The 13,923-nt window shown below is 68.0% G+C and carries 14 protein-coding genes; 12 read left to right on the top strand and 2 right to left on the bottom strand.

Annotated features, from left to right (window positions below; all coding sequences use genetic code 11):
- Window positions 1-95 precede the first annotated feature (95 nt).
- The 8 genes from ACWDUD_RS23645 to ACWDUD_RS23610 are packed head-to-tail and all read left to right on the top strand — an operon-like array spanning window position 96 to window position 9,073.
- The gene (locus ACWDUD_RS23645) at window positions 96-1,289 is read left to right on the top strand and encodes a Rieske 2Fe-2S domain-containing protein (protein ID WP_248674905.1); all 1,194 of its coding nucleotides are present in this window, start codon (window positions 96-98) and stop codon (window positions 1,287-1,289) included.
- 3 nt (window positions 1,290-1,292) lie between these two features.
- Complete coding sequence (locus tag ACWDUD_RS23640; RefSeq protein ID WP_450110877.1) at window positions 1,293-2,348, top strand: FAD-binding oxidoreductase; 1,056 nt, start codon at window positions 1,293-1,295, stop codon at window positions 2,346-2,348.
- A gap of 37 nt (window positions 2,349-2,385) precedes the next feature.
- On the top strand, window positions 2,386-3,264 hold the full coding sequence (locus tag ACWDUD_RS23635) for a VOC family protein (protein ID WP_450110876.1): 879 nt from the start codon (window positions 2,386-2,388) through the stop codon (window positions 3,262-3,264).
- Window positions 3,261-4,592 carry an amidase gene (locus tag ACWDUD_RS23630; protein WP_450110875.1) on the top strand — a complete coding sequence of 444 codons (1,332 nt, stop codon included), beginning with the start codon at window positions 3,261-3,263 and terminating at the stop codon, window positions 4,590-4,592. The genes ACWDUD_RS23635 and ACWDUD_RS23630 overlap by 4 nt, the downstream gene beginning before the upstream one ends.
- Window positions 4,589-5,926, top strand: a complete 1,338-nt coding sequence (locus tag ACWDUD_RS23625) for a M20 family metallopeptidase (protein WP_248674909.1) — start codon at window positions 4,589-4,591, stop codon at window positions 5,924-5,926. Before ACWDUD_RS23630 ends, ACWDUD_RS23625 begins: the two co-directional genes overlap by 4 nt.
- Window positions 5,923-6,687, top strand: a complete 765-nt coding sequence (locus ACWDUD_RS23620) for an aspartate/glutamate racemase family protein (protein ID WP_197252014.1) — start codon at window positions 5,923-5,925, stop codon at window positions 6,685-6,687. Before ACWDUD_RS23625 ends, ACWDUD_RS23620 begins: the two co-directional genes overlap by 4 nt.
- Window positions 6,687-7,547 carry an alpha/beta fold hydrolase gene (locus tag ACWDUD_RS23615; RefSeq protein WP_420752312.1) on the top strand — a complete coding sequence of 287 codons (861 nt, stop codon included), beginning with the start codon at window positions 6,687-6,689 and terminating at the stop codon, window positions 7,545-7,547. Before ACWDUD_RS23620 ends, ACWDUD_RS23615 begins: the two co-directional genes overlap by 1 nt.
- Window positions 7,544-9,073 (top strand): flavin-containing monooxygenase, encoded by a 1,530-nt coding sequence (locus tag ACWDUD_RS23610; protein ID WP_450110874.1) that lies wholly within the window; start codon window positions 7,544-7,546, stop codon window positions 9,071-9,073. The genes ACWDUD_RS23615 and ACWDUD_RS23610 overlap by 4 nt, the downstream gene beginning before the upstream one ends.
- Window positions 9,074-9,206: 133 nt before the next feature.
- Here ACWDUD_RS23610 and ACWDUD_RS23605 read toward each other — a convergent pair whose 3' ends face one another.
- Window positions 9,207-10,031 (bottom strand): dienelactone hydrolase family protein, encoded by an 825-nt coding sequence (locus ACWDUD_RS23605; RefSeq protein ID WP_450110873.1) that lies wholly within the window; start codon window positions 10,029-10,031, stop codon window positions 9,207-9,209.
- 33 nt (window positions 10,032-10,064) lie between these two features.
- Window positions 10,065-10,331 carry a helix-turn-helix domain-containing protein gene (locus tag ACWDUD_RS23600; RefSeq protein WP_450110872.1) on the bottom strand — a complete coding sequence of 89 codons (267 nt, stop codon included), beginning with the start codon at window positions 10,329-10,331 and terminating at the stop codon, window positions 10,065-10,067.
- Between the two features lie 97 nt (window positions 10,332-10,428).
- Between ACWDUD_RS23600 and map the strand changes: the two genes are divergently transcribed.
- The 4 genes from map (at window position 10,429) to ACWDUD_RS23580 (ending at window position 13,918) form a co-directional block, all read left to right on the top strand.
- On the top strand, window positions 10,429-11,202 hold the full coding sequence (map, locus tag ACWDUD_RS23595; RefSeq protein WP_450110898.1) for a type I methionyl aminopeptidase: 774 nt from the start codon (window positions 10,429-10,431) through the stop codon (window positions 11,200-11,202).
- A gap of 104 nt (window positions 11,203-11,306) precedes the next feature.
- A complete protein-coding gene (locus ACWDUD_RS23590; RefSeq protein ID WP_450110871.1) occupies window positions 11,307-11,789 on the top strand; it encodes a DUF2231 domain-containing protein in 483 nt (160 codons plus the stop codon).
- 228 nt (window positions 11,790-12,017) lie between these two features.
- A complete protein-coding gene (locus ACWDUD_RS23585) occupies window positions 12,018-12,794 on the top strand; it encodes an SDR family oxidoreductase (RefSeq protein ID WP_450110870.1) in 777 nt (258 codons plus the stop codon).
- Between the two features lie 110 nt (window positions 12,795-12,904).
- The gene (locus ACWDUD_RS23580; protein WP_450110869.1) at window positions 12,905-13,918 is read left to right on the top strand and encodes an alcohol dehydrogenase catalytic domain-containing protein; all 1,014 of its coding nucleotides are present in this window, start codon (window positions 12,905-12,907) and stop codon (window positions 13,916-13,918) included.
- Window positions 13,919-13,923 lie beyond the last annotated feature (5 nt).

Genomic DNA, 13,923 nt, shown 5'->3' with positions numbered 1-13,923 from the left:
CGGATCACCCGGTTCGCGGGTTCTCATCCCGGTTGCGTCTCAGCCCACAAGATCGCGACCGATCCCACAATCACCACCTCCAGGGAGGTCATTCCATGACCGCTATTTCGCACAGTGGATCCTCGGCGGGCGTCACCCGCCAGTACGCCCCGTATGTCCAGGCGGACTGGGGTTTCGCCAATCACTGGTACCCGGCCCTGCTGTCCAGCGAACTCGAGGACGGCACCGCCAAGGGCGTCACCATCGGCGGGCACGACATTGCGCTGCGCCGTAGCGCAGGCAAGACCTACGCGGTGTCCGACCGGTGCATCCACCGCGGCGTGAAGCTCTCGGCGAAGCCGATGTGCCTGTCCGAGGGCACGATCACCTGCTGGTACCACGGCTTCACCTACGGACTCGACGACGGGAGTCTGACCACGATCGTCGGCAATCCCGACGATTCGCTGATCGGAAAGGCCCGCATCCGGACCTACCCGGTGGAAGAGGCGAACGGGATCATCTACGTGTTCGTGGGTGAGGAGGACTTCGGCACTCCGCCGCCGTTGGCCAGCGACCTTCCGGCTCCGGTCACCAACGACCCCAACGATTCTCCGGTGCCGCACCTGCTCGACGAAGGTGTCGTGATCCGTGGGATCCACCGCAAGCTGGTCGGCAACTGGCGCCTCGCCGCGGAGAACGGCCTCGATCCGGGCCACCTGCTGGTGCACTGGGACAACCAGATCCTCGTCGCCCTCGACCGTGCCCTGCCCCTCGGCGTCAACGCGCTCACCGACTCGGCGACCGAGGAAATCGACATCGAGAACGGTCCCAAGGGCGTGATGAACCGCTACGACCGCCCCGACCTGTACCAGCCGGTCCTCGACAACCCCAAGGTCAACATGAAGGCCCGCGGCACGGTGCCGCACTACTTCCGCACCTCGCTGTGGGTTCCCGGCGTCCTGATGGTCGAGCACTGGCCGATCACCGATCACGTCCAGTACGAGTTCTACGTCCCGATCGACGACCACCACCACGAGTACTGGGAGGTCATCGCCACCCGCGCCCGCACCGACGAGGAGATCGCGGAGTTCAACTTCAAGTACGACAACTTCATGCTGCCGCTGGCGCTCGAGGGCTTCAACAACAGCGACGTCTTCGCCCGTGAGGCCACCGAGGAGCACTACACCCGTTTCGACGGCTGGAACAACGAAATGCTCTGCGACATGGACTATTCCATCATCGCGTGGCGCAAGATGGCGGCCCGTCATCCGCGCGGGTTCTTCGAGTCGCCGTACCTGGACGAGGACTGACCCATGACGATCACCCCGACCGAAACGGTGGCGGCGTCCGAGGCCGGCGTCGCCCACACGGTAGACCTGACGTTCGCAGACGGCACCAGGACGGTGACCGTGCCGGCCGGTTCGACGGTCCTCGAGGCGGCGACGGCCGCCGGGGTCCGTCTGGTCAGCCAGTGCACCGTCGGCACGTGCGGCACGTGCGTCGGCAAGGTCGTCCGTGGCGACCTCGCGATGCCCGAGGACCGCGTGTTCTCGTTGCGGCAGGACGAGATTCGCGATGGACAGCGACTGCTGTGCCAGTCGGTGGCGTGCGCGGACAGTGAGGTCGAGCTCGACTACCCGGCCTCGATGCTCGACGAGTACCCGCTCGTCGCCGCCACCGCCAAGGTCGGGGCGATCACCTGGCTCGGTGAGTCGGTGGTCGAGTTCGTGCTCAAGCTGCCGAAGTCCGTCCGGTTCGCCTTCCGTGCCGGTCAGTACGTCCGGATGCGGGTACCGGGCACCGACGAGTGGCGCTCGTACTCGATGGCCTCCGGTGAGCGGGACCGCAAGAAACTCGCCTTCACCATTCGAGTCCTGCCGTCCGGGGCGATGTCGGACTACCTGCGCGACGCCGCCTCCGTCGGTGACCTGATCGAGATCGAAGGTCCCAGCGGCGGATTCGGCCTCGCGGAGGAACCGGGACCCACGTTGATGATTGCCGGCGGCACCGGTCTCGCACCGATGCTGTCCATGCTCGAGAACCTGCAGACCGCCCGCGAGGACCACCCGATCCGCTTGGTGTTCGGCTGCGCCCGGGAGGTGGACCTGTTCCACCTCGACGAACTCGACGCCCGCCGGAGCTTCATGCGCACTCTCGACGTCCGGGTGACGTGCGACGAGCCGACCTCCATCGACGAGGTCCTGACCGGGAACCCGGTCAGCGTCCTCACCGAGGACGACGTCCGCGACCCGCGCACTTCCGCCTACCTGTGCGGACCGCCGGCGATGCTCGCCGCCGCACACGACCGGCTGGTCGAACTCGGCCTGCCCGCCGAGCGCATCCACGCCGAGCAATTCCTTCCCAGCTAGCCGCTCCGCGGCCCCCCTTTTCGAAACAGAGGACGATATGAGCATCACCCGCTTGGGCGCTCTGAGCGTCGACGTCACCGACCTCGACACCTGGCGCCAGGTTCTGGTCGATCTGCTCGGCCTGCAGGCACGCCCCCGGCACAACGACAGCGATCCCCTGCTGATCCGGCTCGACGACCACCACCACCGCATCGCGTTGTACCCCGCGAACGAGGACCGGATCCGGGCCATCACCTGGGAGGTCGACAGCCTCGACGACCTCCGCGACGTCGCGGAGCGGGTCGCGGCCGAAGGTATCGACGTCGACTGGATCGACACCGGAGCGCCGGAGGAGAGACTGGCCGTCGCGGCGTTCCGGTTCACCGACGCCGAAGGTTTCCCCAACGAGGTCGTGTTCGGACCCACCATCGACCACACCCCGCTCGCCGGGGGAGGGGTGATCAGTGGCTTCGTCACCGGTGAACTCGGCCTCGGTCACGTGGTGCTGATGTGCCGGGACTACCCGGCCGCGGTCGACTTCTACACCCGCGTCCTCGGCTTCGAGCTCACCGACTACATCGTCTGGGACGGTGCGGATGCCACCTTCCTGCACTGCAATCCGCGGCACCACAGCCTGGCGCTGATGAACGAGTGCTTCAGCTTCACCGGCGGTGACTTCAACCACCTGATGATCGAGACGAAATCGCTCGACGACGTGGGCCGCGCCTATGATCTCGTCACCGGCGCGGGCATCGCACTGCAGATGACTTTCGGCCGGCACACCAACGACGGCGTCACCTCGTTCTACATGCGCACACCGTCCGGCTTCGCGATCGAGATCGGCTACGGAGGCGACACGATCGACTCCGACGACTGGGAGGTCAAGACCTTCCGCTCGCCGTCGCGGTGGGGCCACGAGCCGCAGAAGGTCGGATGAGTACCGTGACCGGCACCGAGGCCGTCTCTCCGATCGCCGATATCCTCGCCGACGAGCACCCCAGCGTCTCTGCCGTCGAGCGCTGTCTGGACCGGATCACGCAGCGCGACCGGGAAATCGGAGCGTGGGCGCACCTCGATCCGGCGCTCGCCCTCGAACAGGCACGGGCGCGGGACGCCGAGCCGCGACGGTCGCCGCTGCACGGTATCCCGTTCGGGCTCAAGGACATCATCGAGACCGGTGACCAGCCGACCGGCTACGGATCCGACCTGTGGTCCGGGTGGCAGCCCGCGCAGGACGCCGAGGTGGTCCGTCGGCTCCGGCGGGACGGCGCGGTGATCCTCGGCAAGACGACCACCACGGAGTTCGCCACCTACCGGCCCACCGCCACCCGGAACCCGCACGGACTCGATCGAACACCGGGCGGGTCGTCGAGCGGGTCCGCGGCCGCGGTCGCGGACGGTCAGGTGCCGCTCGCGCTCGGTACCCAGACCGCGGGATCGGTGCTGCGGCCGGGATCGTTCTGCGGGGTGTTCACCCTGAAACCGACCTACGGGCGGTGGCCGTTCGACGGGGTCCTGCCCGTCGCGCTCACCTTCGACACCGTCGGCGCATTCGCCCGCCATCCGGCGTGGCTGGGGGCGATCGACGAGTCGCTCTCGACCGACGGGTCCACCACCCCGCCGGCCGCGGTTCTTCCCGCGTTGCGGAACCTGCGCGTGGGGATTCTCCGGCCCCCGTGGGCGGACCGGGCCACCCCGGCCGCGGCGGCGCTGCTCGACGAGTTCGCGGAGAACCTGCGCGGGGTCGTGGCCGACGTGCGGGACGTGCCGGTGCCGGACGAACTGGACGCGCTGGACCGGGCGCACACCCTGGTCATGGCCGTCGAGGCGTCCGCCTCGCTCACCGACCGCATCGCGCGTCCGCATGTCGAACGGGTCTCCGAGCAGTTGCACCGATTCCTTCACGACGGGCGCACCGCCGCCCCCAGCGAGATCCAGCGGGCGCGCCAGGTGCTGAGGGGCGTGCGAACGTTCGTCGGGCGTGCGTTCGACGAGGTCGATGTGCTGGTCACGCTCGCGGCACCGGGCGAGGCCCCGCCGATCGAGACCGGCACCGGCGACCCGGTGTTCAACAAGCTCGCCAGCATCGCCGGGTGCCCGGCGGTCGGCCTGCCCGCCGGGCGCGGGGTCGAGGGCCTGCCCCTCGGTATCCAGCTCATCGCGCCGCACCACGCCGACCAGGGGCTGGTCCGCATCGCGACGTGCCTGACCGATCGCGTCGGTCTGGCGCATCGCTTCGAAGTCCACGAAGGGGGCCGACCGTGACCGACACTCTCGACACCACGGACGCCGTGACACTCGATCCCGCCCGGCGGGAGATGTACGAGAAGGTCTGCGCGAAACTGAATCCCGATCGATTCCGGGATCTGCTCGTCGACCTGGTGAACATCCACAGCCCGACCGGTCGGGAGCGTCCTGCGTCCGAGCACATGGCGAGCTACCTGCAGGAGAACGTCGGAATCGACGCCCGGTACCAGCCGATCTCCGAGCACACCGGCAATGCGATCGGCGAGCTACGGGGTAGCGGTGGCGGAAGCCGATTGCTGCTGTACGCGCCCATCGACACCCACATCGATCCCGAGGCCGACGTGCCGTGGGTCGGGAAGTCGTTGCGGCCCGACATGATTCCCGAGGCGAAGGTCGACGGCGATCTGGTGATCGGGCTCGGCGCCTCGAACCCGAAGTGCATGGTGGCGGGGCTGACCGAGGTGCTGCACGCGGTCGTCGACGCGGACCTGCCGTTGCTCGGCGATCTGGCGATCGGCTTCGCGGGCGGCGGGATGCCGGTGAGCATGAGCAATCGCGATCAGGTCGGGATGAGTTCCGGGGTGTTCCATCTGCTCACCCACGGCATGATGCCCGATCACGCGATCGTGCTGAAGCCGTGGTGGGCGGTGTACCCGGAGGAACCCGGGATGTGCTGGTTCAAGGTGACGGTGCGCGGCACGTTCGGGTACGCGGGCATCAGCCGCGGCACCGAGGGTTTCCGATCCTCGATCGTGCCCGCCGCCACGGTGATCCAGGAGATCGAGGCGTGGCTGCCGGAGTACACGGCGCGCAACACCTCCGGGTCGACGCTGCCGGAGGGCTGGATCTCGGCGGTCCGGTCCGGCAGTCCCGACAAGCCGGCCTTCCCGTCCGCGGCGACGGAGATCTATCTCGATGTGCGGGTCAATCCGCGGACCACACCCGGCGAGGTGCGGCATCAGTTCGCCGAGATGATCCGCGCCCTGCGCACGCGACATCCCGACATCGAACTGGACTGGGAGATGTACGGGTCCCTCCCGGGCGGCATGACCGACCCCGACAACTGGATCATCCAGAGCTGCCGACGGGGTTGGGAGGAAGTCGAGGGCAAGCCCTACGAGTCCACCCCTCTGCTGGGTGGGCAGACCGACGGCACTCTGATCCGTCGTCTCGGAATTCCTTGTGCCCGAATCGGTTACCCTTGGCCGCCGGCAAGTGCCCCGGCCGAACTCAACGAGGGTCTCGGCGGCATGGGTGTCGCCTCGGTGACCGACGTGATGATGGCGACCCGTGCCATCGCCTTCGCCGTCGTGGACACCCTGACCCGTACCCGAGAGGAACTCGACCTGTGAAACGTGTACTGAACATCGTCCCCGTCCCGGTTCCGCCGGAGGCGCTGGACGCCTTCGCTGCCCAGCTCTCCGGAGACTTCGTGCACCCGGCGTTCGAGAACGTCTTCGTCTCGGCGCGCAACGGCGGCGGCAGCCTCGACAGCGCCTACGAAACGACCCTCGCGGACGCGTTCGTGCTCGACGCGGGCTGTCGCGCCGAGGAGCAGGGCTACGTCGGGGTCTGCGTGAACTCGATGAGCGATTCGGCGCTCGCCGCCCTGCGGTCCCGGCTGTCCATCCCGGTCGTCGCGCCGAGCCAGGCCACCATGCTGCTGGCCTGCCTGCTCGGCAAGAAGTTCTCGGTGGTCACCATGTGGCCGCAATGGCACGAGCTCTATCACAAGGCTGCTCGAGAAAACGGCATCACCTCCCGACTGGCGTCGGTGCGCGACATCGGCGTCCGCCCGGATGCTGCCGAATTGCTGGCGGGCAAGGAGGATTTCGTCTTCGCGGCGCTCGAGCGCGAGGCGAAGGCCGCCGTTGCGGAGGACGGCGCCGACGTCATCATCCTCGGTTCGACGACGATGCATCAGAGCCACGCCCACCTGTCCACCGTCCTCGACGTTCCGGTGCTCAATCCCGGTGTCGTGGCCTACAAGATGTGCGAAATGCTCGTGCAGACCGGCCTGTCGCACAGCAAGCAGGCATACCCCTCGCCCGAACGGCCGCAGGACGACCTGCTCGCCGCGGTGGCATCCGTCTTCCCCTCGAAGGAGTCCTGATGCAGGTCGACACCAATCCCGAAGTTGCACAGACCATCCGAACCGGTGGGTTCGAGACCAACTACCACGACGTAGGGTCGGGTGACGGCATCCCGGTGCTGCTGCTGCACGGTTCCGGCGCCGGCGTCTCGGCGTGGGCCAACTGGCGGGGACTGATCCCGGTGCTCGCCGAGCAGCGTCGGGTGATCGCCCCCGACCTGGTCGGTTTCGGGTACACCACCCTGCCGGACCCGGTCCGCTTCGAGATCTTCGATACCTGGATCGATCAGATTCTCGCGCTGCTCGACGCCCTCGAGATTCCGAAGGTGCACGTGGTCGGCAATTCGTTCGGTGGGGGACTCGCGTTGCACCTGGCGGTCCGGCATCCGCAGCGGCTCGGCCGGATCGTGCTGATGGGAGCCGGTGGTGTGCAGTTCGACTTCACGCCCGAACTCGACGCGCTGTGGGGCTACACGCCCTCGGTCGAGAACATGAAGAAGATCATGGACATCATGGCCTACGACCGGTCGCTGGTCACCGACGAGCTGGCCGAGCTGCGGTACCGCGCGACGGCGCGGCCCGGCGCACAGGAGGCCTTCGAGCAGGTCTTCCCCGAGCCTCGCCAGCGGTGGCTGGACGCGCAGATCGTGCCCGACGCCGACCTGGCCGCGATTGAGCACGAGGTGCTGATCCTGCACGGCCGGGAGGACCGGGTGGTGCCGGTTGCGGCGTCGCAGAAGATGTTCGACCTGATCCCGAATTCGCAGCTGCACGTCTTCGGCAAGTGCGGTCACTGGACACAGATCGAGCATGCCGCACGCTTCCAGCAGCTGGTGAGTGCCTTCTTCGCCGAGGACACCGCGGGGGCCGATCGGTCATGACCGGCCAGGGACGAAGAGTCGCGGTGGTCGGTGCGGGGATCGCCGGCCTGTGTTCGGCGAAACTGCTGTCCGAGTTCGGATTCGACGTCCACGTCTACGATCGGACCCCGGACGTCGGTGGGGTGTGGAGTGTGACGCGGCGGTATCCCGGTGTCACCACCCAGAACAACAAGGGCACGTACGCGTTCTCCGACTTTCCGATGCCGGCCGACTATCCCGAGTGGCCGACCGGGGAACAAGTCCAGCGGTACCTCGACGACTATGTCGAGCACTTCGATCTCCGGCGCCTGTTGCGTTTGGACACCGAAGTGGTCTCGGCGGACCAGGATCCCGTCTCGCAGCGCTGGACGGTCACCAGCCGGAACGCCGTCGCGGGGGAGACCGCGGTCGAGGAGTACGACCGTCTGGTGGTCGCCAACGGCATTTTCTGCGACCCGTTCCTCCCGCCCTACGAGGGGCGGGAGGAGTACGAGGCCGCGGGAGGCCGGCTCTGCGCAGCCTCGGACTTCCACGACCTCGCCGACGCCGCGGACCGCGACGTACTGGTCGTCGGCTACGGCAAATCGTCCTGCGACGTGGCCGAGGCATTGAGCGACGTCGCGGCCTCGACCACCCTCGTGGCCCGTGAGGTCACATGGAAGATGCCGCGCAAGCTCGCAAACGTACTGAACTACAAGTACATCCTGCTCACCCGTCTCAGCGAGGGACTGTTCGAGCACATCGAGCAACGCGGACTCGGGCGGTTCCTGACCGGGTCGGGGCGGTTCGTTCGCAACGGGTTGCTCGGCGGCATCGAGTGGGTCGCGCGTCGGCAACTGCGGCTCGACCGGACCGGGCTGGTGCCGGAGGGCTCGTTCGAGCGGATCGTGCGTCACGCGGTCAGCCTCGCCACCGAGGGCTTCTACGAGAAGGTCGAGGCCGGCACGATCTCGGTACGGCGGGGAAGGTCCATCGCGGTGCTGGGGGAGAAGGACGGGCGGCCGGTCGCCGAACTCGACGACGGCACGGTGCTGCCCGCCGACGTGGTCGTCTGCGCTACGGGGTTCGTGCAGCGAGTGCCTTTCCTGCCGGAAGCGGTGCAGAAGCGACTGCTCGACGACGACGGCAACTTCCTGCTGTACCGACAGATCCTGCCGAACGAGGTGGCCAATCTGTACTTCGTCGGCTACGGGTCCTCGCTGTTCAGCCCGCTCAGCGCCGAGGCGGCGGCACTGTGGACCGTCAACCACATGCTGGGAGGGGCGATCCCGCCGGTCGAGGAGCGTCGCGCGTTCGTCCGCACGCGACTGGACTGGATGATCGACCGTACCGAGGGCAAGCAGGCCCGCGGCACGAACATCATCCCGTTCTCTCTCCGGCACGTGGACGAGGTTCTCGACGAGATCGGACTGAACGTCGGCCCGGGCACCCGACTGCTGCAGTGGCTGCTGCCTGCCCGCCCGTCCTCGTACCGGCACGCCGCCCGGGAGCTGAAGCGGCGTCACTCGGTGACCGAAGAAGGGACGGTGGTCTCGACAGTGTCATGATCGTTCGGCTCGATCGTGCGACAGGGCTCGGCGCTGTCATGTCCCGGCACGCGGATCAACGAGGGATCTGCGGGTCGCGGTCATGTACAGCGCCGAGTCCGGTTGTCGGTGTCGCCACGGTCGAGGCGGTGGGTCACAGCGGCGGGAGCAGCCGGGTGCGGAACAGGTCGAGGACCTGGTCGAGTGCGTCCCGCGTCGGTTGCCCGGGTTCGTCGATGAGGTGTTCGGTGAGCACCGAGTGAGGTCCGAGGGCCGCTGCGGGATTGGCGGCGGAGTTCTCGAGCTCCACACCGACGAATGCCGGGCCCAGCTGCTCGCGCAGATAGGCGAAGCGTTCGGCACGGCAGTTCTTGTCGCCCTTGAATCGCAGCCCCAGGACCGTGAGCCCGTTGGCGCAGCGCTGTTTGACCTTTGCCAGATCGTCGGGGGAGATGTCGATCGAACGCCGCTGTCGTGCGGTGATTCCGTAGGGCAATGAAGGCTGGGAGAGCACCGGCGCCAGCAGACGGTCGTCGGTGGCCATCGCCAGGGCGAACCCGCCGGTGAAGCACATGCCGACCGCTCCGACCCCCGGCCCGCCGCATCGGCGATGTTCCTCGGCGGCCAGGGCGCGCAGCCACGAGACGACCGGGGAGGTCTTGCCGGTGGCAAGGACGGTGAATTCGCGGCTGATGCAGGCGGGAACGATCGACTCCGCGAACACACGGCCGAGGTGCAGCCAGCCGTCCACGTCGGGGTGGGGGTAGGCCTGTCCGGGCCGGCCGAACAGGTGGGGCAGCACGGCCGTGCAGCCGATCGCGGAGACGCGGCGGGCGAACTCGAGCACTTTCGGTGTGATGCCGGGTATTTCGGCGATCACGATCACCGCCGGTCCCGTGCCCTGACGGAAGACCGTGCGCGTCTTGCCGTCGTGGGTGAAGGTGCCTCGGTCGAAATCGTGCAGGGAGTCGTCCGGCATGAATCGTGACGATATCCGGATCTGTTGTTTCCTTCAGCCGGTTTGCTGGAGATCCGCCGGCGGTAGGCAGAGGCGGGCGAGGTCGTCGAGTGAGACCGACAGTTCGGTAGCCAGTGCGGCGACCGTGGTGAACGCCGGTGTCGCCAGTCGCCCGGTTTCGATCTTGCGCAGGGTTTCGGGCGAGATGCCCGCGGCGTTCGCGACGTCGGCCAGCGTGCGCCCGCCGCGCGCGCGGCGCAGGTGTTCGCCGAGGCGTTTGCCGGTGGCGAGCTGTTCCGGGGTCAGGGGGAGGCGGACCATGGGGCCACCCTACCCGAACCGGTATGAAAATACCGATGCGATCCGCTACGGTGGTATTTTAATACCGATTCTTCGACCGATGCAGGAGTGCGGATCGTTGCTGGAACTGAAGACGACACAAGAGATCGCGGCCATGCGGACGACCGGCGCGTTCATCGCCGATCTGCTCGACGACCTGACCGGCATAGCGAAGCCCGGCGTGAACCTGCTCGATCTCGAACATCGCGCGCGGCACCTCATCGAGGAGCGTGGCGCGAAGTCCTGCTACTGGGACTACGCCCCCTCCTTCGGAAGCGGCCCGTTCCGGAACGTCATCTGCCTGTCCGTCAACGACGCTGTCCTGCACGGACTTCCACACGACTATCTGCTACGCGACGGTGACGTGCTCAGCATGGACATCGCGGTCTCGATCGACGGATGGGTCGCCGACTCCGCGCGCACCGTCATCGTCGGCACGCCGCGACCTGAGGATCAGCGGATCGTCGAAGCCACCGAACGGGCCCTCGAAGCCGGAATCGCCGCGGCCCGACCCGGCAACAGACTGGGCGACATCTCGGCGGCGATCGGCGCAGTGGCAGCCGAGTACGGCTATCTCGTCAACACCGAGTTCGGCGGCCACGGCCTCGGTCGCACGATGCACGAGGATCCGCACGTACCCAACACGGGACGTCCCGACCGCGGCCTGAAACTGCAGCCCGGCCTGACCCTGGCACTCGAACCGTGGTTCGCGCAGGGCACCGACCGGATCGTCTACGACCCGGACGGATGGACCATCCGTTCCGCGGACGGATCACGCACCGCGCACAGCGAACACACCATCGCCATCACCGACGGTGACGCGCAGATCCTCACGCTTCCCGCGGGTCTCTGAACCGAGTGCGGTGCGCGGATCCGGTGGGGTGAACGCCGACCGTCGACTAGATTCGTTCGCACGGCTGGAGCCGGGTGCGCCGGCCTCGTCCCGAGCGGAGTGCCATGACCCTGATCGGCGGACTTCCGGCCCATGTCCTGCTCGTTCACGCCATCGTGGTCCTCGTGCCGCTCGTCGCACTCGGGGTCGTTCTCTCGGCGCTCTGGCCGGTCGCGCGTGTCCGGCTGGTGTGGCCCACGCTCGCGCTGGCCGTCGTGCTGCTCGTGCTGACCCCCGTAACCACCGACGCGGGGGAATGGCTCGAGCAGCAGCTCGGGGAGAGCCCGCGGATCGAGACCCACGCCGACCTCGGCGAAACCATGCCCTGGGTCGTGATCGCCCTGTTCGTGGCGGCCCTGCTGGTCGCTGCCGTCCATGTGCTCATCGCCCGTGAACGCATCCCCGCCGCCCGGGTGAGGATCGTGACCGTGATCGTCGCGGTCGTCGCCGTGATCATCGCCGTCGGCGCGGTTGTTCAGGTGTATCGGGTGGGGGAGTCCGGTTCCCGGGCGGTGTGGGAGGGGCGGGTCCCCGTGACGTCCGGATGAGCCCAGCCCGGTTTCGGAAGAAGGGTCGCCCGGCCTCCGCGGTGTTCGGCACCGGACGCACCACGTATCCCATTGCCTGCCCACCGGCCACGAATCGGTCCCGTATCGTCTTGTCGCACGGGCCGCATCCCGCGCCGCGCACGCACGACAAGGAGTCCCGATGGGGGAAGCATTCATCGTCTCGGCCGCCCGCCTACGGATCGGCCGCGCATCGTTCGAGGCCACCCGATGAGCGGCCTGTTCGACGTCGAGGGCAAGACCGTGGTCGTGACCGGCGGCACCCGCGGCATCGGGTTGATGATCGCGAAGGGCTTCGCCGAAGCCGGTGCGCGGGTCATCATCTCGTCCCGCAAGGCCGATGCGTGCGAGTCGGCCGCCGCGGAACTGTCCGCGTTCGGTGACGTGGTCGCGCACCCGGCGGACCTGAGCACCCCGGAGGGGGTGGCCGATCTCGCCGCATTCGTGACCCGGACCTTCGACCGGGTGGACGTGCTGGTCAACAACGCCGGGGCCACCTGGGGTGCGCCCGTCGACGAGTTCCCCCTCTCCGGGTTCGACAAGGTCCTGGGCCTCAACGTCACCTCGGTGTTCGCGCTGACGCAGGCGCTGCTGCCGCAGTTGCGGGCCGCGGCGACCCCGGACGGCCCGGCGCGAGTGATCAACATCGGATCGATCGACGGGATCGTGGTCTCGGGAACCGAGAACTTCTCGTACGGGGCATCCAAGGCCGCGGTGCACATGCTCACCCGCAAGCTCGCCGCTACTCTCGCACGCGAGCACATCACCGTGAACGCCGTTGCGCCGGGACCCTTCCCGACGAAGATGATGGCGTTCATACTGGACGACCCCGCGCTGAAATCCGCGGTCGAGGGCAATGTCCCGCTCGGGCGCATCGGTAGCCCCGAAGACATCGCGGGCACCGCGATCTTCCTGTCGTCGCGGGCCGGCGCCTACCTCACCGGCACGGTGATCCCGGTGGACGGGGGCATGAGCGGTACCCGCTGATTCGTTTCGCTCCCGGTGTCGGTGGCAGGCCCTTGTCAAGTGCCCGGTCGAACCCTTTGACTGGTAGGTGGACCCAGCTCCCGATCCCACACCGGACAGCGAGGATGCAGATGCCCACACATCGAGCAGTTCACGTCGAGTCGGCCGGGGGAGCACTGACCCTCGTCGACACCGAAACCACCTCCCCCGATCCCGGACATGTCCGAATTGCGGTGTCCGCCTGCGGAATCTGCGGCACCGACCACGGCTTCGTGAACGGCGGATTTCCCGGTACGACCTGGCCGCTGACGCCCGGCCACGAAATCGCCGGAACCATCGCCGAACTCGGCGCCGGGGTCACCGGTTTCGACATCGGCGACCGGGTCGCCGTGGGATGGTTCGGCGGCCACTGCAACGAGTGCGTTCCCTGCCGCCGAGGAATATTCATCCACTGCGAAAAGCTGCAGGTGCCGAGTTGGCACTATCCGGGCGGTTACGCCGAGTCGGCGACGGTGCCCGTCACTGCGCTCGCCCGGATTCCGGACGAACTGTCGTTCTCGGAGGCCGCCCCCATGGGTTGCGCCGGCGTCACCACCTACAACGCACTGCGCAAGACCCGGGCACTACCCGGCGACCGGGTCGCGGTCCTGGGACTCGGCGGTCTCGGTCACCTGGGAGTGCAGTTCGCCCGCGCGATGGGATTCGAGACCGTTGCCATCGCGCGCGGCGCCGGCAAACGGGACGACGCCCTGGAGCTGGGGGCCCATCACTACGTGGACTCCTCGGCGGGCGACGTGGCGGAGGCGTTGCAGGCACTCGGTGGCGTGTCGGTGGTGCTGGCCACCGCGGCGAACTCCGCGGCGATGGCCGCGACGGTCGGTGGGTTGCAGCCGCAGGGCGAACTCGTCGTCGTCGGCGCGACGGTCGATCCGCTGCCGATCAATCCTCTGCAGCTGATCATGCCCGGGCTGAGTGTGACCGGTCACCCGTCCGGGACGGCACGCGATGTCGAGGAGACGATGCGATTCGCGGTACAGACCGGAGTGCGCGCTCGCATCGAGGAATGTCCCCTGTCCGAGGCAGCGCAGGCGTACGCCGTCGCCGAGGAGGGACGCGCGCGCTATCGCATGGTGCTCACCATGTGAGCACA

The organism is Rhodococcus sp. NPDC003382 (assembly GCF_053589135.1).
The sequence above is the reverse complement of the archived record's forward strand: the minus strand, read 5'-3'. Positions and strand labels throughout refer to the sequence as shown.